The organism is Cloacibacterium sp. (assembly GCF_047601505.1).
Classification (GTDB): domain Bacteria; phylum Bacteroidota; class Bacteroidia; order Flavobacteriales; family Weeksellaceae; genus Cloacibacterium.
Genome location: NZ_JASGJD010000001.1, coordinates 2,475,685 through 2,497,701, shown reverse-complemented (window position 1 = coordinate 2,497,701; position 22,017 = coordinate 2,475,685). Strand labels below are relative to the sequence as shown.

Genomic DNA, 22,017 nt, shown 5'->3' with positions numbered 1-22,017 from the left:
GTAATTACAGATTAACAGTTAACTCTAAAGATTCACTAAGAAGGTCTGTAATTTTTACATGGATTGTTCCTGCATTGGTAGGAATATCGTAAACACCTTTTACTAGTTCATTTTTTTCTGGGACGTCTACAATTTGAGGTTCGAAGACCGCACCATCGTAATTGAAATCTATCATTACACTATCAGTAAGCTCCTTCCAATTGTTTACGTTTTCTTTTTGAAGCGATAATTTCTGAAGCAAATTCATTGGGTAGAACTCTCTAATTAATAGTTTACCACCTTCTATTACTACCTCTGCTTCTGCATCGCGTTTGAATTCTAAATTAGCTTTATCACGAAGAATGTCCACCACTTCAACATCTAGTGTATAAGGCACTGAACTTTTTAGTTCTGCTGCTAGGCTTGGCTCGTGTCCCATACATACCAATAGAATGTGTTCAACTGGCTTTTTAGGGTTTTCTTCGTTTAGTTTTTCGAATTTTTTATAGTCGAAATTGGTGATGAGTTCGTTAAGGTCTGCTCTTGTAGCAATACGGTTGACAGGCATTATTTTAACCATACGTCCATCCTTCTCCCCATCATAAAGAGAGTTGTTGGGTAGCGGTTGTATTTCTAATGCTTTTACTAACAATTCTTTTGCTTGAACTGGATTTCTGAATACATCGTAATTGTTAACGTTGTAGACTTGGAAGCCTGTATATTTTGTTTCCTCCTGAAAAGTACTGTTTAACTCTTTAGCAACATTTAGAAGTCTTTTGGTGGTCGTTTGTATAGCCCCTAAATTAATGTCTGCACCAATAAATCGACGCCCTAGCTTCATGGCAACCGCTTGAGTAGTACCAGATCCCATAAAACAGTCAAATATTAAATCACCCTCATTTGATGAACTTTGTAGTATTCGTTCCAACAACTTTTCAGGTTTTTGAGTTGGATATTTTTGATTCTCCAAAGATGTTCCTTGGACAGCATTTACATCAAACCACAAATCTTGTAATGGTACTCCAGGAGACTCATCAATAAATCTCTTTTTTTGTGGAACAGTACCTGGACGAGATTGAATTATTATACCTTCATCATATAATTTCTGCATTTTTTCTTTTGAATGAACCCAATATCTTGAAACTCCAAGAAATTCGTAATATGGATTTCCCTTAGCTGCTCCACCAGGACCTAGAAGAGATACTAAACGGTATTTTTTACCAGTAGTTTCATCTACATACTTATAAAAATCAGAAATATACTTCTCACTATATGGTGTATATACAGCGTTAATTTTTGTGCTTTCTGATTTCTTATAAAATAGAATCATATCGTGCAATCTCCCAAAATGCTTTGCACCCTGGCCTGAATCACCATGTGAAAAAGTGCGTTTCCAAATCACTTGATTGACAAAATTTGAACTTCCAAATATTTCATCTAATATTATCTTTATATAGTGCCCCCTAGTTGGGTCACATTGAAAATAAATTGAACCATCATCACTTAACAATTCTCTCATTAACATTATTCTCTCATATATAAATTGGAGATATTCATCATTAGCCCATATATCAGTATATTGTTTTTCTTCAAACGCAGAAAAATTTCCAATAGCTCCTTTCCCTTTAATCTCAATTTTCTTCTTATAATCAGCTCTCGAATCATATGGAGGATCTATATATATCAATTTAACTTGTCCTCTGTATTCTCGTAGTAAATGACTCATCACTTGAAGATTATCGCCCCAAAATATTTTGTTAAGCCATCCATTAACTTCTTCCCCGTGGGTTTCTTTTAACTGCGCAGGATAAAACTGGGTTGATGTGAAAGGTCTTTTTCCTTTCCAATGTAGCATTGGATAACCTTTAATTGGTTCAAATTTATAATCTTCAATTGTATCAATTTTCTGTTGAACATTAAATCCTAATGTATTATCTAATGACATATATATATTTATTTTAAACTGTAATGTCTTGGGTTGCAATGGAAACGCATATCGCATTCTCCGCATTGTTTCTCAGACTTTACAGTGTTGGACATATCGTAATTTTTATTTTCTATTTTGGTTACCACGTCATCAAAAACTGAAATGGTATGTTGGATGTTATCCTTATTAGACTTAAAAGTAATGTAAGGACTTGCATCTTCTTCTTTAGGATAGTACAAGTGCATTTTGCTCACTTCATGACCTGTACGTTCCTCCACTATGTGCGCATAAATCTCTAGTTGTCTGCGGTATTGTGATAGGACCTGTTTTGTTTTTGGCTCATTAGAATTGACATCGGGTTTGGATCCTGACTTAAAATCTATGAGTTCTACGGTACCATTTTCGCCTTCTATTAAGTCAATCGTCCCTTTAAGAATGTAATCTTCCTTCACCAAAGATACATCGACTTCGGCTTCTTTAATCAAATGCCAACGATCTGACTGATTATCCCTATATCTTAATACCTGTGATAATAAAGCATCTTGCTGACCTTGGTGAAGATAAGACCTTTGGCTTTTTGACAATAGGTAATAATTCTCATTGAACCAATCTGTAATATTTTCGTTCGTAAGTGTATGCACTTCGTCGCGAAGTACTGCTTTGTGAATATCTTCTATGGTTTGATGCAATAAGCTACCCCCTAAAACACCTCCTGTACGAACTTCTGTAAATTCTAACTCTTTATAGAACTTGTATTGTAGTGGACAGTTTTCGTATAGCAAAATATGCGAGGTAAAAGAATATTCTTTCTTTATATTAACTGGCTTAATTGTTTCTAATTCTAACTGCGTTATATCGAAGGCGTGCAACCTCCAAGGCACTGCTTCTTTGTATGATTTTTCGAAATGCTTAGAAGGATTTCTCCCTTGTCCATTCTTTTCGAAGGCTGTAAGTGCCAAGACATTTTGAGGTCTTGAAAAAGCCGTATAAAATAATCTCCAAAAGTCGTAGTATTTAGTTTTTTCAATTGGCTCAAATGGTTGCTTATGGTAGTAGTTGTTTTGAAGTATTACATCTACTTCATCAAACTGTTTAGTTGGATTTAAGTTGAGTGAGCCTACTAAAACAATAGGAAACTCCAATCCTTTTGATTGGTGAATAGTCATAAATGAAACACAACCAGAAGGTGCATATTCATCAAAGTCTTCGTACTCTTCTATACCGCCATCTATAATGAAGCGAAGGTATGTATTGAAAAGTTCTTGTAATGTTTTTTGTACATTTTTAGGTGTTAAGACCGTTACATTATATAAGAATTCGAATTTGAAAAGCAACTTTGTTACTAGTGCAATGTTGTATGCTGACCTTAGACGAAGTTTGTTATCTGTTAATTCTAACTCTAAATGTTCTGAGAACATTGGAAATTCTAAGAGTTGATAAACAAGAGCTGTAAAAGCGTAGTTTGTATTTGATTTTAGAATCAAATGTTCTTTAGCCTTTGTACGGCACCATTGGAGCAAATTCTTATGTTTGTCTGGGTCAGAACGAAGTTCTTCAGCAAATTTATTTTTCCAATGCTCGTACGTGTGCCATATTTGTAGATTAGCATCATCATTCCACTTTAGGTCTTCAAAAAGATTTGGGAAGATAAATATTAATGCACCAAAAAGTAGTTGAACTTCATTGCGCTCAAAAAAGAGTGAAGAACGGGGTGAGAAAATATTGATGCCGTTTTCTTCTAAATAATTTGCAAGTGCAACAACCCTTTCGTTCTTAACCGATTTGAAAAGAAATGCAATTTGGTTGTAATCTGTGACTTTACCAGAATCAACCATTTCATTAATAAAAGCCAAAACTTCTTTGCAATAATCTTCAAAGGACTGGTCATTAGAAACTGTTATGACAGTAGCAGTTTCAGGAAAGTCTCCTTCTCTTGGCGTTATCGTTTTCTCAAATCTAAATTTTTTATTTCCTTCTGTCCAATCCAATTGAGCCATCCAATTATTGTAAAATTGGATGATGTCTGGGTGTGAACGGTAATTGGTTGTTAAGGCAACTTGCTTGCAAGTGCCTTTTTTAAAGTTATTTGGGAACTCTAAGATATTTCTAATTGTTGCCCCTCTGAATCTATATAAACCTTGGTCATCATCACCCACAACGCAAATATTGTGATTTTTAGAAGCTAATAATAAAAGGATTTTTTCTTGAATGGTATTGGTATCTTGATACTCATCTACCATTATGTATTTTATTTTAGATTGCAGTTGTTGAAGAACTTTAGGGTTTTCTTCAAGCAAACGAAGTATTTCTGTCTGAATTGATGAAAAATCTAAGACATTTTCTTCTGCTAACTGATTTTGATAAATCTTGAAATATTCTCCAATAGCACGGATTTCATCCTCATCGGCATTACACAAATCCTCAACATCAAGGCATTCCTCTGACACCTTTCCAATGTAAGTCATCAGATTATTTGCCTTCGCCCATCTGTTTTGATAATGAGTGCCTATAATTTCTGCGGGATCATCAACTTCTAAGTATGTATTTAGGTTTTTGAATATTAGAAAGCATTGGTCAAACTGATCTAAAAGACGGTAGTTTCTTTTAAGCGTAGAATACTCGCGAAATTCTTCAATAAATCGCAAGAAAATCGAGTGCAATGTACCAATGTACATTTCATTAAGATTTACAGGAATTTCAAGTGCTAATAATCTATTAGATACTCTGGTGATAAGTTCTTTTGCTGCTTTTTCGGTAAAAGTAGATACCATTATTTCTTCCGCAGGAACACCTGATTGAATAAGAGAAACAATACGTTCTACCAAAGTTGCCGTTTTACCAGAACCAGGACCAGCAATCACAAGAAGTGGTCCTTCTTTAGTATCTACTACTTGCTGTTGAAAGCTGTTTAATGATATCAATTTGTTTAGTTTTTTTTCAAAAATACAAAACCAAACGATAATAAAAAACGGAAAACCGTAAAATCTGTAATAAATTATATTAAATTGAAATAAAATTAATGGAAATAGAGTTTCCTTTTGATAATCTGATTAAACAACTTCATCATTTTAAAGAAGTCTTTTTCACAATCAATAATTTTGTTAGTCCCATCTTTTTCAATTATTAATGGAAATTGATTATACCCAAAAGTTATTTTACTGGTTTTTCTATTATTATACTTTACTTCTAACTTCCATTCTGTACCATCAACTATATTTACATCTTCATATTTTCTTTGCCAATTAGTAAATTGAGTTTTATTCAAAATTTCAATTAATTTTATATAAAAATCTTTATCTAAATATCCAATTGGATTAATCTCTGTCTCCATATCAAATTGGGTTTCTTTATACGTAAAAAAACCATCCTCAAAAATAAAATGGCGATATTCACTATGATAACTGCCAATTGAAAATTTTAAATATTCTATCGATTGTATTTTTACTACCATCTTTCAAAATTACAAAACCAAATTTGAAATTAAATTAATAAGAATCACTTTCTTTTATCGTTGGAGATTTCATCATAGCCGAACAGATTAAACATTTCTCTCATTTATTAGTATTTTTTATTTATTATATCTTAAAAAAAAATGTATACGTAATAATTAAACTACTTCTTTAAAATTACTAAAGATGTAATTATTAATAGAAAAGAGGATTCAATCTATTTAGAGTCTCCAGGTTTGTGCTTGTGAGGCTTTAGTTCTGGGTGTTTTGGCTTTACTTCTGGTGTAACTCTTCTTCTTCGGTCTGGCGTTCCATCTGGCTTATTGAGTTTGGGTCCAGGCTTAATTGCTTTAATTGTGTTCATTTTATTAATATTTTGATTAAACAGAAATAAATGTATGCAGTTTTTTTTATGTCACCTTACGGTTTTCCGTAAACGAGAAATATTTTTTAATTTAACTTTACTTTAATAATTTAAATTATTGATAAAAAAGCAGAGGTATGTATTTTATAATCAACTGATTTTAATATATTTGTACAAAACAAATAAACAGAAACTCAAAATTCTTAACAAATAAACATTTAAAATTAGATTTTGGTGCAATGGATACGCGGATTGTATCCTCTGATGTAATATAGTCGCTACGCGCAGACATTCAAAACATCAAGCGCTTTTGCAAAATTCCCTCTCGGAAGCAACACTCCCAGAGGAAACTTCGTAAAGCAGACGGCAAGATATTCAACATTTTTAAAAATTTACCCCATAAAACCAAATGACAAATTCACAATTATTAGAAAAAATAATTCTACATGAGAATGCTTATTTTTTTCTTAAAGAAAAATCAGGTTTTTTATCCAAGAGAAGTATAAAGAGAACTTTTTCGGAAGCTTCAGCTGATAAGCAAGGAAAAGCTTTACTTGAAATTGTTAAAAAGCAAAAAATACTAATTGATGGTAGTGAAATATTTTACTCTGTATTAGTTTTTAAATATATTAAAAAGCCATCTTTTATTGAAGATTTTATTACTAATTGGGAAGAAGTAAAATTAGCTTACATCTGTATAATTGATTTTGAAGAACACCTTGTAATTGCTCGAAAAAATATCTCTAAAATAACTGATTTCCTTTCTGATTTTGAACCTTTGGATTATAATGTAATGACTTCTATTTTTTCTCAAGATAACACTTCTTTTGAAAAATTAAGTATGGACAATATGAATATTTCGGATAGAGCAATTAGACAAAAAAGCTTAGAGTCACCAAATTTGCAAGAAAATGTATCAAGTTTTGGATTACAAGGATATATTCTTAATACAGTTAGAGTAAGCAATGATGAGGAAAAGGTTACTATATCAGTTAATTCCTCTAGAATTAATCAACTTGGTCCTAAAAATACGTTTGACGGGTTTCTTATTTGGTGTAACAATACTGTTCATAAAATAAAAAACTATATTCCTAAAATAAATTTTTTGTCATCATTCGCAACATCTATAGACTATTCTAAACACAAAGATGAATTGACACCAACATCAATTCTAATTGTATTGAGCAAAATTTACAAAGAATTTGAAGAAAATAAAATACGTAGATGTTTTTATCGGATAAAAAAATCTGATGAAATTATTGAAAGAGAAATTAACTTGATTCCAATTTTAAAAAAATTCGAGTTTTTATTAGAAATTGAGAAAATTGAGGACGACATATATAGGATAAAAAATAAAATAGTAAATGATTTAAGTTTATTTCTAAATGATAAATCCATAACACTTCGTTCAAAAAAACTTTCAAAACTTTATATTGAATATGAAACGGATTTATGCTATCCTATTCTATCAGTCATAAACTGGACTCGAAGCTACATTATAACTTTTGATAACCCTGAATTTATTTATTGTAATCGAAAATTATTTAAAGATAATAGATTATTGGGAAATTTAGATTCAGTATTAAAAATATTCAAAGAAAGTCCTGAGCTTGAAAATGTTACTTCAGAGAAAGGACAATTCAGAATTGATTCTAAAAATTTTAATAGTGAATCTGTTTTTGGATTTGTAGAGAATAAATTCAAGACAGATTATGATTATTTTATTTGTGATGACCTTTCTAAAGAATGGGCTGATCACATAGGATTAAATGAAGAATCAATTGCATTTTATCATTCAAAGTATAAGAATTCCAATTTTTCGGCTTCTGACTTTCAGGATATTGTAGGACAAGCTCTAAAAAATTTAGGTAATTTGTCTCCTTCTGATGATCAATGGGAAATTAAAGAAAATCTATGGAATAACAAATACAAAAATGGTTCAGTAGAAACACAAATAAATAGAATTAGAACTGAGCAAAATTCAAATGATGTTATTTCTTATTTCAAAAAAATTAAAGGATATCCAAATATAAAAAAGCAGGTTCATATTGTAATTAACTTTATATCAAAATCTGCATTGGAAGACAGATTACATAAATTGAAAAATGGTGAATCATTTCGTGAAAGGAATGAAGTAATACAAATATTATGGTTCATCTCTTCACTTATCTCTAGTTGTTTTGAAGCTAACACTGAAGTTTATATTCATTGCAAACCATGATGAAAAAGTTTTTATAATATAGCTTTGTTGTAACCTTATAGCTCAGATTCTAATCCGTGACTTTTCTTTCTGAATTCATTTTTTTTATTTAAATTTTTGTTTTTTTAGCAATAAAGAACTTTAGTTATAAAATGGAATTTCTAATTATTACATTCTTAATCTCAATTTCCTTGATTCTTTTTTATCTATACATTAAAAAAGAAAAGAATAAATATTCAAACATAGTTTATTTGAAAAATTTGCAGCAAATCAAAGATTTCGTAGAACAAATGAATAGATTTAGTGATTATGTAACTTGGATTGAAAGAGAACAGATAAAATCAAATTACTCAAATGTTGGAAAGTTTTTTAAGAATAAGACAAAGTACTACAAAAAAGAAGAAACAGTTAAAAAGTTTAATGATATTTTTTCAAATTTTGACAATTTCATTGCTTCTTATAATCAGAATTATGTAAATACTCAAAAAGAAAAATTAGAGCAATATTTTGATGATATCGAGGGAAAAAAATTAGATGACCAGCAGAGGACAGCATTAATAACTGATGAATATTCAAATTTAATCATTGCTGGTGCAGGTTCTGGTAAGACTCTCACAATTTTAGGTAAAGTTAAATATCTAGTCGAAAAGAAAAATATTTCTTCTAAAGAAATACTATTATTATCCTTTACCAAAAAAACAGTAGAAGAGTTAAATGAAAGATTAAAAAAATTGGAATTAGATGTAGAGGCAACTACTTTTCACAAACTTAGTTACGATGTAATTAAAAAATATCAATCATTTGTTCCCTCAGTAACAAATGAAAATACTTTAAGCAGTGTAATTAAAGAATATTTAAAAACAGATATTTTAAATAATTCTATAGCTTTACAGTCTTACATTCAATATGTAGCTTGCTATATGAATATCCCTGAGGATTCTGATAATTATGATTCATTAGGTGATAAAATAGATAATGAAAAAGGTATTGATTTACAAACGCTTAAGTCAAAGTGCGAGTCATTAAATAAGATTTCCAAATCTTCACTTGATACTATTCAAGGCGAAAGAGTTAAAAGTGTTGAGGAACTTATAATAGCAAATTTTTTATATCTCAATGGTATCAATTATGAGTATGAAAAGCCATACCCTTTTGGAGAAGTAATTTATCGTCCTGACTTTTATCTTAAAGATTATGATATTTATTTAGAGTATTTTGGGGTTGATGAAAATAATCGAGCAAAATGGTTAAATCCATTCAATGAAAAAGAATACTTAAAAGGGATGCAGATTAAAAGAGAAGCTCACAAAAAATACAATACAAAACTAATTGAAACTTATTCTTATTATAATAGGGATAACATTTTAATTCAAAAACTTACAGAAATGTTGGAGAATTGTAATGTTTCATTCAAACCTATTAATACAAAACTTATCTATACCAAAGTTTCAAATAATGATGAAAATTTTGGTAATTAAATTATTAAATTAATTGAAAGTTTTATAAACTTAAGTAAATCAAGAAAATTAGAAAAAAAATCATTACAAAAGTTATTTTCTGATAGTAGTAAAACTAAAAATTCATTTATGTTAGAGAGACAGGAAATGTTTTTACAGTTTGTACTTCCAATTCTTGAAAAATATGATAATACATTAAAAGAAAGAAATGAAATAGACTTTAATGACATGATTAATCATGCTACAGATTTAATTAAAGAAAATACATCAAAAACCAGTTACAAATACGTCATTATTGATGAGTATCAAGATATATCATATTCCCGTTTTAATTTGATTAAAGAAATTAGAGATATATCTGGTGCTAGACTTATTTGTGTTGGTGATGACTGGCAATCTATATATCGTTTTGCAGGTAGTGATATTTCACTGTTCAGTAATTTTGAAAAATATGTTGGTAAGTATATACTTCTTTTAATTGAACAAACATATAGAAATTCACAATCACTTATTGACATAACTTCAGATTTTATTAAAAAAAATCCAAGACAATTTTCTAAGAATCCTAAATCTAAAAAAGAAACATTAGAAGAACCGATAAAATTTGTGCATTATCCTGAGGATAATCTAGTGAGTACTTTTATAAACACAGTAAAATTACTTAAAGAAAAATATGGTAATAAAAATATTTTAGTTTTGGGAAGACATAGTTTTGATGTTAATGGATTAATTAATTTAACTACTGATGACAGAATTAAATATTATGAATCATCTGGTAAATTAAAAGTTAAAGGCTTCGAAGAAGTTGATATTAAATTTTTAACTGTACACAAATCAAAAGGAACAGAAGCTGATAATGTTATATTATTAAACCTAGAAAATAACCTATTTGGTTTTCCAAATAAAATGTCAGATGACCCTATTTTACATGTATTACTAAGTGAGCAAGAAGAATATAAATTAGCAGAAGAACGTAGACTATTTTATGTAGCATTAACTAGAACTAAAAATGAAAACATTCTACTCATCCCATCTGATGTTTCGTTATTTGTTAAAGAAATTTTATCAGACAATAACTACTTGGTAAATTCGAATGGTGATTTACTAAAAACAACTAATTGCCCATATTGTATAACTGGCAAACTTGTTATTAGAGACAATACTTCAAATGGTAAAAAATTTTTAGGCTGTTCCAATTTTCCAGTATGCAATCAAACGTTCAACGATTTGTCAATTTTAGAAAATCAATTTCTCTGTCCTGATTGCAATAGTGGCTTCATGACTAAAAGAACTGGTAAATATGGTATTTTTTTAGGTTGTACCAACTATCCTAAATGTAAAAGTACTATCAACTTACAATAAACCCGAATGTTATGGACTTCTAATCAGTGACTTTTCATACTCATTTCATTTTTTTTATTTAAATTTGGTAAAAAATAATAGTCTGAAAATCAGATTTCAAACAAATTAATAACCTATTTTAATCGGCTAAATACTTTGAAAAGAATTTAGTTTTTCAATAATTTCTAATTAAATTTTACATTAAATGGCAGAGAATAATTTTGAACCAAATGAAACATTTCAAAAACGAGATCTCCAGATTCATAATGTCAGTTCATATGCTTTAAATTTAGAAGCTAATAAACTTACTCGTTTAGAAGCAACTGAAAACAAATCAGATTATATGAATTTTATTCAAGGGATTGTACACGAGATTTCAACACAAGGGGGTAGGCAGTTCATATTAAATAGTAAGCATACTGAAGTTATAAATATTGTATGTCAAATAGTTAAGAAAAATGCTGTTTTTAGTGAAGTAGCTGCTATTGCTGATAGATTACTGAGAATCGAAATTGATGCTCAGGAAAAGATCTTAAAATTAGGTAAACAATTGCATGAAGGTTTGCTTATAATTTCCCATATCACAGATAGAAATATTGAAAAAATGATAATTTGTAAAGCTGAAACTCTTTCTTATATAGAAAGGAAAACCTTTACCCGGCAAGATGGATTTCCATTAAAGAAAAAGATTTTTAAATCTGTTCAAATTACTTTTGACAATGACAAAAATATAGAAGAGATTTATGTTAATGATATTAATGAATCAATATCAAAATATTGGTGGGATACTTTCTTAGAACTCGCAAAAAAATATGAGGATGAGGAAAATACGAAAAAAGCATTTTCTATTATAGAATCTAAAATACTTAATATTATTAGAAAGGAATCAAATATTGATTTTTGGAATTTAAGAAATACTACGATTCATTATTTTCGTTCGAATGAGGAGTTTGAAATAGAGGATTATATTGAAAAATGTTTAGATGGATATGTTCCAGAGAAAGAAGATTTAGATATTGAAAAATTTGCGATGAAGACTAGAGAACTTCCCACAAAGTTTGCTTTTGATTCTCAGTTTAGTTTAGTTAAAAAGGCAATCACTGCGAAAATTAAGAAAACTATTAGTTTACATGAGAGTATTGATTTGATTCTTAAAGGAGAAGTAAATCCTGGTACAATAGAAAGTGCTCGTAATGACCGAAATGAGAAAGGTATATTTATCAAGACATCAACGGGCTTTGACGAATTTGGTGGTTAATCTATGCAATTATGAGGTATATTGATTTTTTTAATAGTATTGGAACTCCTAACAATATTGAAATTTTTGAAGAAGATTTCAATGAATTTACAGTAGGATATTCATATTCTACAATCTTATTGCCTACAAAAGAAGCTCTCAAAAAAGTTTTTACTGAAGTCAAAAATTCGGATAGTTGTTCTTTTTATTTTTCTATTGATCATGGTGAATCTGTTGTAATCAAAGATGATAATAATTTTACATCAAATTTCAAAGATCTAAATAATTTATTGTCAAGTCATGAAGAGGGAGAAAAAATCAACATTAAAATCAATATTTATAAGATTTCAACCAATAACCAATTTCACTTTTATTCAAAAGACTGTTTTTTCAATTATATAAAATCATTTGACAGTTTAAGTTTAGCAACCTTTTTCTCAAGCAGTGTTTTTAATCATACATCAAAGATTTATTTATTAATAAATGATTTTGTTGGCACATTAAATAGTAGTAAATTCTTTATTGCCGCTCAATATCAAGAAGAAGAAGAGGATTATGATTATCGTGAAAAGAGAATTACTAATATTACTTCTAATAATCATTCGTCATTTTTTGGTAAACTAAAGGTTCTTCCAGAAGATTTCATTTTCGAAGGTAATGGTGAAATGGAATCATCAACATTGGAGCAATTTCAAAGGTTAGGCAAAATACTTGTGATATCATCAATTTTTGATATCACAGATCTTACAAAAGAAAGTTTTTATTATAAACTTAATGGTTATAAGTCAATTAGTGAATTCATTGATCCTAATAATGTTAGTATTAGTAATTTAGATGATTTTTACAATATATATTTATGGATATACAGTAGCGGAAATATTTTAGATAAGATTGGATTAGCTAGAAACTTAATTTCTTTACATTTAAGAAAAGTCTCCAGTTTAGAGCTTGAAGGTGATGTATTTGAATCTTTAAAATCCAGTTACAAGATTTATGAGAGACAAAATGTAAAACAATACATCGAAGTCAGAAATAAAATGTCTGACCAAATCTTGGATTATGGCAAACGCGTGGCAAGTTTTACAGATAACTTTGCGAATGGATTTCAAAAGTCAGCACTTTCACTAGTTACATTTTTCTCATCTTTGATAGTAACGCGAATTCTTGCTGCACCAAAAAATAATGTAGACTTTATTTTGTATAGCACTTTGATAACATTAGTTTTTATCGGGATAACTCTTATTTATATGATAATTTCAATATATGAACTGAATGAGCAAGAAAGTAGATTTAAAAAGAGTTATAAAGATTTTAAAACAAGATACACTGATTTATTAACTGAAGAAGATATAGCCCGTATTCTTAACAATGATGAAGAACATAATTCAGATTTAGAATATATCAAAAAAAAGAAAAGATGGTATACAATTCTTTGGATTATAGTTTTATTTTTGATATTAATAGCTACATTAATTTATTATTTTAATAGTAATATTACTGTAATTAATGATGAAAAATTTCTTTTTCCTAAATTTATATAAAATGTAAACTCGGGTTCTATTTTTGTATAAATACTTTAATAAATATTATTTTCAAGGGGTTACAAATATTATTTTTAATTATTAAGCATATAATTTTATGTCATTTGTATTTCTCCGTAAATGCTTATTCCTTATTTTTACAAAAAACTAAATCATGAATACATTAAAAATTTACAGCTTTGTCTCTTCCGTTATTGTAATTGGTCTTTCTATATGGATCTATTTTCTTTTAAAAGATTTAAAAGAAACAAATGAGGTATTAGAACAATGCTCAGAACGATACTATAAAGAAGTTGTAAAGTAACCATGAATTCTTTTATATCTTTTTATGAATTTACACAACTTTCTCAACAAGAACAATATTATTTGGTTTTCACTCAAGGTGTTATTATTGGGATAAAAGAAGTGGATAAGACAAAATTTGTATTATATAAATTATATAATTTCTTTGTAGAGGTACTTTATAATACTTTAGACAATAAGATTATTGGCTTAACTAGTTTTTTGAATTCTTAAAGTAATTAGATATTATTTTCTTTCCTAAAATCACTAATCTGTTTGTCATTAATTTCGGAATAGATTTTTGAAAAGTCTCGTAAAGTGTAACCCATTGCCTCTACGATTAGAATAATAGTAGTCATAGCAGTTCTTGTAACTCCATTAAATGCGAGAGTCACTGTTGCTTTTCTTATATCGGCATTGACAGCAATTTTGTCATAGCTATCAGTGATTTCTTCACTCTTTTCTATTTTACGAGAATATTCCTTATTCTGTTTTAGTAAAGTTCGCAAAGAAATAGCAATTTTAATTTTGATTATGTCCTCAAACTGCTCTTTCATAAACGCAAGTAACCACTTTAATTAAAATATTTTGGTACGGTATTGCGTACCAAAAAATTTTTATTTATTTTTGTCAAATAAGTTATATAAAATGTAACTTTGCGATACTTCAACAAAATATTAGAAGCTATTGCTTAGAATCTCGATCTGAAAACTGGTAATTTTTAACGTACGAGAGGATGAGCTTGAGGCTCACGACCTAGGGCGTGGGTTCTCTCTTATCTGTACGTAAGGTATACCAGTACCCCAGATCTGATTTGTAGAGTCCCATGCCGTTTTCTTTTTATGCTGCCCGTACTATCTCTACATTTTTCTAAGCTGCTTTTCAAAATATAGTATCAAATTGACGGATACAATGGCAGCGCACCATTGCGGCTTTCGGGCTTACACGGGAAACATACATTCAACATTCATATCAAATTTTATTATTGACCTTTAGGAAAGGGAGATGTAATATAATGTCTCCCAACCTAAGGAAGTAAAAAGTAAAAAGTTAGAAGTTAGAAGTACAAAGTGGGCTTCGTGAACTTCGTTCGCAGACCTTCGGTCAGTGCTCAGCCACCATTTCATGAACTTTTTTGATAGAATACGTAATGTAAAAAAAAAGCCCTTCCTGCAAAGTTTGGCGACAGGAGCAAGGAAGAGCGGCTAGTTTAATAAAAAAACTGAAACAAAATTATGAAAAAAAACCAAATGGAATTGGGCTTTCTTAAAGTAAGCCTAGTTGCCACTATGGTCTTGTATGGTTCAGCCCAGGGGCAAGAAAGAACCATCAAAGGAACGGTAACCACAAACCAAAAACCAATAGCTGGAGTAGTAGTATCACAAGAAGGAAACGACAGCGTAACCACCACCAATTCATCAGGACAATATCAATACAAAATCACAGGCAATAACGCCATTTTAATTTTTAAACACCCCGATTATTCTGAGACAAGAGTAGAAGTAGGAGAGCAAAATATCCTCAATATCCACTTACAAAAAGAAAAGCAAATAGATGAGGTGGTTTTGAATGCCGGTTACTACCAAGTGAAAGACAAAGAAAGAACCGGAAATATAGCAAAACTTAGCAATAAGCAACTCGAAAATCAACCTGTAATCAATGTGCTGAGTGCAGCCCAGGGAAGAATCTCAGGAGTAAGCATTGTTCAAAATAGTGGAGCACCAGGAGGCGGTTTTGACATTCAGATTAGAGGAAAGAACAGCCTAAGGTCAGATGGAAGCTATCCCTTAATAATAGTAGATGGCATCCCCTTAAATGCTCAAAACAACTCAATCAGCACATTATCTTCAGGAATGCTATCCAAAGGAGAAAGTTCCCCACTAAACAGCATCAATCCAAATGATATAGAAAGCTTTGAAGTATTAAAAGATGCCGATGCTACCGCCATCTATGGAAGCAGAGGAGCCAATGGTGTAGTTCTCATCACCACGAAAAGAGGAAAAAGTCAACGCCTTAGTGCTGAGTTATTGCTAAATACTACAGTTTCAAAATCCAACCAGTTTATCACGTTTGCAGATACGCCACAATATTTACAGATGCGACAAGATGCTTATCGATTAGATAATATTACCAATTATCCCGCTACAGCATACGATGTAAATGGAAAATGGGACAGCCAAAGAAATACCAACTGGTTTAAAACCCTCATAGGCAAGCCCTATCTGAATATGCAACAGCAACTCTCTCTTTCCTCAGGAAGTGAACAAACGCAATGGTATATGAGTATCCACCGTCAAGAACAAGCTACCCCCTATGGAAAAGACTATGGCTATGAGAGAAAAGGGTTTAATTTGAATATGGTACATCATAGTGCAGACCAAAAATTTAGCATCAGCCCAACGATTTATTATACTTTACAAGACAATAACCTTATAGAAAGAGACCTTAGCACCCAAATTATTCTGAGTCCTAATGCACCAGCGTTATATACAAGTACAGGAGCCGTCAACTGGGAGGATAACACTTTTGATAATCCCATTTCTAAATTAGAAAATCAATACAACTCAGAGCTAAAAACCTTATCCGCGCAAGTAAATACCTATTATCAATTATTTCCTAGTATATCCCTAAAACTTAATGCCGGATATACCCAAACCCTTCAGGAAGAAGAACGAACCAATCCTTCAACAGCCTATAATCCAAGCCTGAATTATACCAGTACCAATAGCATTATTTACTTAGGGAATGTTCAAAGAAATAGTTGGATTGCCGAGCCACAAATCACATGGAATAAAGAATGGCAAAAACACCACGTCAATACCTTAATAGGGCTCACCCTAGAAGAAAAGAAAGACCATATATTAAGATTGCAAGGCAGTGATTTTGCGTCAAATGATTTGCTTCAAAATATATCCAATGCCAAAGTTCAAAAAGTAAATGAAGATACCAGAATACAATACCGATATTCAGCATTCTATGGGAGGTTTAACTATGACTATTCTGGAAAATATCTCATCAACCTAACAGCAAGGCGAGATGGTTCGAGTAGATTTGGAGCGAACAATAGATTTGCCAATTTCGGAGCTATAGGAGCAGCATGGATATTTAGTAAAGAAAATATCATCCAAAACAATGAAACATTAAAAAAACTATTAAGCTTTGGAAAACTCAGAGCAAGTATAGGAACCGCGGGAAGTGATTTAATTGGAGACTATCAATATTTAGACACCTACACCACAGCAACCTTATTGTATGATGGCGTTGTAGGGATGTATCCATCAAGACTTTATAATCCAAATTTCAGTTGGGAGAAAACAACCAAGCTAGAAGCAGCCATAGAATTAGGGCTTTTAAAAGAAAGAATAAACATTAATTTTTCATGGTATAGAAATCGTTCAAGCAATCAATTGGTAGGTGTACCTTTAGCTGCCACTACAGGCTTTTTAACCTTACAGAGTAACTTTCCAGCAAAAGTACAAAACACAGGAATAGAGGCAGAGTTGAGTGCATCCATTTATAAAAATACCTCTTTTAAATGGGAGTTAAGTGCCAACTTTTCTCTTCCCAAAAGCAAACTTCTAGAATATGACAATCTCAGCAGTAGTTCCTATGCCAATACCTATGTGGTAGGACAGCCCATGAATATTAAAAAAGTATATGAATATAAAGGAGTAGATCCCGTAACAGGAGTTTATCAGTTTAGCGATATGAATGGAGATGGAAAACTAGATACCAATGACCGCCAGAAAGTAGCAGAAATAGGGATAAAACATTTTGGAGGCATTAGCAACCAGTTCCGTTATCGTAATCTTAGCTTCAGTTTTCTGGTTCAATGGGTAAAACAAAGACAATACAGCATGGATTATAACCTTTCATTACTTGGTATTCAAAGAAATATCCCCACCTATATGCTCGACTATTGGACTCCTGAGCATACAGATGCTCGCTACCAGAGACCCACCACTGGAGGAAACTCAGCAGCATTAACCGCTTTTTCGAGATATACCTCCAGTGATGCCGTAATTGTAGATGCTTCTTTTATAAGACTCAATAATGTACAATTGAGTTATAAAATCCCCCTAAAAACAAAAGGGATAGAAAGTCTCACATTAATAGGGCAAGGGCAAAACCTCGCAACGATAACCTCTTATAAAGGGATAGACCCAGAAGTAGTAGGAGTATATCTTCCATCTATGAAAACGTATTCCATCACAGCCATCCTTAAATTTTAAAACCATGAAAAGAATCAATACAGAAAATGAAATAAAAAATCCTTATTCTTTTAAACAAAGATTGCCTATTATTGCCATAGGAATGCTTTCGGCATACCTTAGCATCTTGCCGCAGAGTTGTGAGAAATTTTTAGAAGTAAGTGAACCTACCAACCAAATCTCTCAAACAACCGTATTTAAAGATAAAAAACTAGCCCTTTCAGCTTTATCAGATGTCTATACCAACTTGCGAGCCAATGGCATGCTGAAAGGTGACTTATATGGTATTAATAACCTGTTGGGATGCTATACTGACGAAATTACATCATATACCAATCAAGCGTTAGATTATAGAACTTTTTATGAACTCAATGTACAACAAAACACCAGTGTTGTAGATGCAATGTGGGTTAATGCCTATAAACAGATTTATGCAGTAAACAATATTATAGAAGGTATAGAAGAAAGCCATGATTATTTAGATGAAAACACCTCTAATCAAATCAGTGGCGAAGCTTATTTTATAAGAGCTCTTTTACATTTTTATTTGGTAAATCTCTATGGAGAAATTCCATATATAGAAACCACCCATTACCAAGATAATCAACTTGCAGAAAGAATACCTATCAATGAAGTGAACTCTAAGCTCATTGCCGACCTTAAGCAAGCCGAGAGATTGTTGCCGGCAACATATCCCTCCAGCAATAGAACAAGAGCCAATCAAGCAGCCGCACAGCTATTGTTGTCACGAGTTTATCTCTACCAAAAAGATTGGTCTAATGCCAAAGAATATGCTACAAAAGTGGTCAATAACTCCCTCTATTTAATGGAGCAAGACCTCAGTAAAACATTTCTAAAAGATAGTAAAAGTGCTATTCTACAGTGGATGCCAGCAGATGTAGGCATCAATACATTAGAAGGACAATATTTTACTTTTACAACAATTCCTCCGGCAAATGTAGCCTTGAGTTCATCTTTGCTCAATTCTTTTGAATCTAACGACCAAAGAAAACAAAAATGGATAAAAACACTTAGCAATAGTCAAAACAGCTATAGCCATGCCTACAAATACAAACTCAATAATAAAACCACTACTTCACAAGAGTATTCCATTGTACTAAGAGTAGAAGAAGCCTACCTCATTCTAGCAGAAAGCAATAATGAAATCGGGAACACCTTTGAAGCGTTGGCAAATTTAAACATCATCAGAACTAAAGCAGGACTTAATGTATTTAGCTCTACATCGCAAAATGATATACGAGTTGCAATTTTTAACGAGAGGCGACATGAGTTTTTCACAGAATTTGGACAACGTTTTTTTGATTTAAAAAGAAGTGGACAGCTAGATACCGTGATGGGCGCTTTAAAGTCCAATTGGAAAACCTTTATGGAAGTATTGCCATTACCCGAACGTGAATTATTAGCCAATCCAAATCTAAAACCTCAAAATAATGGGTATTAGAAATATTGTATATGTATTGATGAGCCTTTTTCTACTGACAAAAATAACAGCTCAAGAACAACAAGCTCAACAAAAGCAAGCTAAAGTAACTACCGAAGAGCTTCAAAAGAAAGCCTTCCCCTATAGAAACTGGCATAAATTGATAAATGTAAGTTTAAGTCCTGATGGGAAGTGGAGTTATTTTATCAAAAAATATGATGATGGAAGAACAGAGGGACTGTTGCAAAATACAATGAATAAAGCTATTGCTGTTTTTCCAAATCCTGCTGATGCCTATTTAGACAATCAACATTTTATACTAAGAGACCCATCTGGAAATCTCACCGTAAAAAATTTGTCCAATAGCCAAGAATGGAAAGAAACTCATGTCAAAAAATTCATATATCACAAAGGAAGTAATACACTTCTAGTACTTAAAGAGGACGAGTTATATTGGTTAGATGAAAAGAATCAACTCATCAAAAAATACGCAAATGTAAAAGAACTGGAAAGCCTAAATACTGAAGATAGATTTATGATTCACCAGAAAGAACAACTTGTTTTAATAAACCTTAAAACCCAAAAAGAAGAAGTAACTTTAAATGATGTACAAGAAGGACAGTTACTCGCTACTGGTGAACAAATAATTGAAAATGAAATTCAAAGTCTATTTTTATGGGAAAAAGGACAGGAATATATCCTGCAAATCTATAATACTTCGGGAGAAAAAATAGTAAATAAAAATATTACTGAAAAGCTAAAAAACTTTAATCGTTTTAAATTTTTAAAACCTCATACTCTTCTTGCAACCCAGTTGGCTTATAAAGACCTAGCATCAATTTCTAATTCAGAAGATGCTACATTGCAAATAGAAGAATGGAATAGCAATGACAAAGGGCTAAAGCCACTTATAGAAAGGTATAAAAAATCACAGGTTAATGCCCTTTTGTATGATTATAGCAATGATGAGATAAAAGAAAGCAAGGCTGGTGAAGGGGTAACCAGAAGATATATTGTTTTTAATAATAACTATACATTAGAAGTTTTAGATTTAGCAAATGAAGATTTTACAGATGAACACTTGATGCCTAAAATACAACTTAGAAATTTGAAAACCCAAAATATAGAATGGGCAATAGAAAAGACTACTGATTTTTATGTATTAGAAAATGAAAACACCATCTATTATTTTGACCAAGGGCACTGGTGGAGCTATCATTGTATTACCCAAAAGTCTTATAACATTACAGAAAACGCTGAGGAACTTTTCTATTTTTTCAGCAGACAAAGTAAGAAAAATATATATCCTGTAGATAAGCCTTTGTTTTCTAAAAATAGACAAAAAATTTATTTTACGGGAGTTCATAATGTATGGGAATATGACCTTAAAAAAAAGAAATTGCTGAACATAACCCAAAACAAAGACCCTAATCTTCAATATAAAATACAGAAGTTTGGCAGCTCTAAAGTGGAGATGCTCCAATGGTATGATTTGCCTACATTACCACAACAAGAAATAGTATTAAGAGTAAAAACGACAGATGAATTAAAAGAGGGACTCATGGTTTATACACAAGGAAAACTTAAAAGCGTAGAGCCTCTTCAAGGAAGTTCTTTTGAAACAGTAACCATGTCTGAAAAAGGCATGAGCTATACTTTTGAAAATGGAAATACTCCTTTTCAAATAAAAAAATATCAATGGATATCTAGTGATTTAAAACAAAAAAAAGCAACCGCAGAAATTTTATATCAGTCTAATCAAGAAAATTTTCACTTTGAAAATTTTCCAAAGACCGTAGTTTTAACATGGAATAAAGCAATCTCTGATAAAGAAAACTTTAAAAACTACGCTGCCGTTATCCTTCCGCCACATTACAATCCTCAAAAAAAATATCCCACAATTGTTCATATTTACGAGAATAAAGCCAGAGAATATAAAGATTTTGTATATCCATCTTGGTACAATCAGCAAGGGATAAATAGAAGTCTTTTGGCAGAGAATGGCTATATTGTTATTTTACCTAGAATTATCTATACCCAAAATGAGCCTGGGGCATCTGCTTTAAGAGCTGTAGATGAAGCTATAGAAGAAGTTGGAAAATATTACAGTATTGATAAAAGCAAAATGGGTATAGCAGGAGAATCTTTTGGAGGTTTTGAAACGAATTATATCATCACAAAAACCAATAGATTTAAAACAGCTGTAAGTGGAGTGTCTATTGGAGATATAACAAGTTTTTATTTTTCTTACAACATCAATTTTTTGCGTCCAAATATATGGAGATTGACAGACCAAAGTTTTAGATTAACAGGTAATTTCTATGAAATGAAAAATGTTTTTTATGAAAATAACCCTGTATTCAATGCTGATAAAATTCAAACTCCTTTATTGATTTGGGCAGGAAAAGAAGATTACCATGTGAATTGGAATCAAAGTGTTGCCATGTATCTTGCTCTGGCAAGTTTAAAAAAAGAAGTGAAACTATTGCTTTTTCCAAAAGATGGACATGGGCTTCTAAGAAAAAATAACCAACTGGAATATACTTTTCAGGTAATGAATTGGTGGAATTATTTCTTGAAAAATTAAA

General features: G+C 31.0%; 14 protein-coding genes. 9 read left to right on the top strand and 5 right to left on the bottom strand.

Going from position 1 to position 22,017, the window contains the following annotated elements:
- Positions 1-4: 4 nt before the first annotated feature.
- The 4 genes from QM746_RS11395 to QM746_RS11380 all read right to left on the bottom strand — a co-directional run bounded on the left by QM746_RS11395 (position 5) and on the right by QM746_RS11380 (position 5,719).
- Complete coding sequence (locus QM746_RS11395) at positions 5-1,924, bottom strand: site-specific DNA-methyltransferase (RefSeq protein WP_414984335.1); 1,920 nt, start codon at positions 1,922-1,924, stop codon at positions 5-7.
- An 8-nt stretch (positions 1,925-1,932) separates the two neighbouring features.
- Positions 1,933-4,827 (bottom strand): UvrD-helicase domain-containing protein, encoded by a 2,895-nt coding sequence (locus QM746_RS11390; protein ID WP_414984334.1) that lies wholly within the window; start codon positions 4,825-4,827, stop codon positions 1,933-1,935.
- Between the two features lie 95 nt (positions 4,828-4,922).
- On the bottom strand, positions 4,923-5,357 hold the full coding sequence (locus QM746_RS11385; protein ID WP_414984333.1) for a hypothetical protein: 435 nt from the start codon (positions 5,355-5,357) through the stop codon (positions 4,923-4,925).
- Between the two features lie 215 nt (positions 5,358-5,572).
- On the bottom strand, positions 5,573-5,719 hold the full coding sequence (locus tag QM746_RS11380; RefSeq protein ID WP_414984332.1) for a hypothetical protein: 147 nt from the start codon (positions 5,717-5,719) through the stop codon (positions 5,573-5,575).
- 409 nt (positions 5,720-6,128) lie between these two features.
- Between QM746_RS11380 and QM746_RS11375 the strand changes: the two genes are divergently transcribed.
- The 6 genes from QM746_RS11375 (at position 6,129) to QM746_RS11350 (ending at position 14,011) form a co-directional block, all read left to right on the top strand.
- Positions 6,129-7,940 (top strand): hypothetical protein, encoded by a 1,812-nt coding sequence (locus QM746_RS11375; protein WP_414984331.1) that lies wholly within the window; start codon positions 6,129-6,131, stop codon positions 7,938-7,940.
- 131 nt (positions 7,941-8,071) lie between these two features.
- Positions 8,072-9,397, top strand: coding sequence for a UvrD-helicase domain-containing protein (locus QM746_RS11370; protein WP_414984330.1), 1,326 nt, complete (start codon positions 8,072-8,074; stop codon positions 9,395-9,397).
- Complete coding sequence (locus tag QM746_RS11365; RefSeq protein ID WP_414985148.1) at positions 9,398-10,738, top strand: UvrD-helicase domain-containing protein; 1,341 nt, start codon at positions 9,398-9,400, stop codon at positions 10,736-10,738. It abuts the gene before it with no gap.
- A 184-nt stretch (positions 10,739-10,922) separates the two neighbouring features.
- Positions 10,923-11,975, top strand: coding sequence for a hypothetical protein (locus QM746_RS11360; RefSeq protein WP_414984329.1), 1,053 nt, complete (start codon positions 10,923-10,925; stop codon positions 11,973-11,975).
- A gap of 11 nt (positions 11,976-11,986) precedes the next feature.
- Positions 11,987-13,495, top strand: a complete 1,509-nt coding sequence (locus QM746_RS11355) for a hypothetical protein (protein ID WP_414984328.1) — start codon at positions 11,987-11,989, stop codon at positions 13,493-13,495.
- A gap of 306 nt (positions 13,496-13,801) precedes the next feature.
- Complete coding sequence (locus QM746_RS11350; protein WP_414984327.1) at positions 13,802-14,011, top strand: hypothetical protein; 210 nt, start codon at positions 13,802-13,804, stop codon at positions 14,009-14,011.
- Between the two features lie 5 nt (positions 14,012-14,016).
- Here the strand turns inward: QM746_RS11350 and QM746_RS11345 are convergent, their stop codons facing one another.
- Complete coding sequence (locus QM746_RS11345; protein ID WP_414984326.1) at positions 14,017-14,334, bottom strand: hypothetical protein; 318 nt, start codon at positions 14,332-14,334, stop codon at positions 14,017-14,019.
- Between the two features lie 678 nt (positions 14,335-15,012).
- Here QM746_RS11345 and QM746_RS11340 point away from each other — a divergent pair.
- The 3 genes from QM746_RS11340 to QM746_RS11330 are packed head-to-tail and all read left to right on the top strand — an operon-like array spanning position 15,013 to position 22,016.
- A complete protein-coding gene (locus QM746_RS11340; RefSeq protein WP_414984325.1) occupies positions 15,013-18,009 on the top strand; it encodes a SusC/RagA family TonB-linked outer membrane protein in 2,997 nt (998 codons plus the stop codon).
- Positions 18,010-18,013: 4 nt separating this feature from the next.
- Positions 18,014-19,450 (top strand): RagB/SusD family nutrient uptake outer membrane protein, encoded by a 1,437-nt coding sequence (locus tag QM746_RS11335; protein WP_414984324.1) that lies wholly within the window; start codon positions 18,014-18,016, stop codon positions 19,448-19,450.
- Entirely contained in the window at positions 19,440-22,016 is a 2,577-nt protein-coding gene (locus QM746_RS11330) for an alpha/beta hydrolase family protein (RefSeq protein WP_414984323.1), read from the top strand. Before QM746_RS11335 ends, QM746_RS11330 begins: the two co-directional genes overlap by 11 nt.
- Position 22,017: the final 1 nt, after the last annotated feature.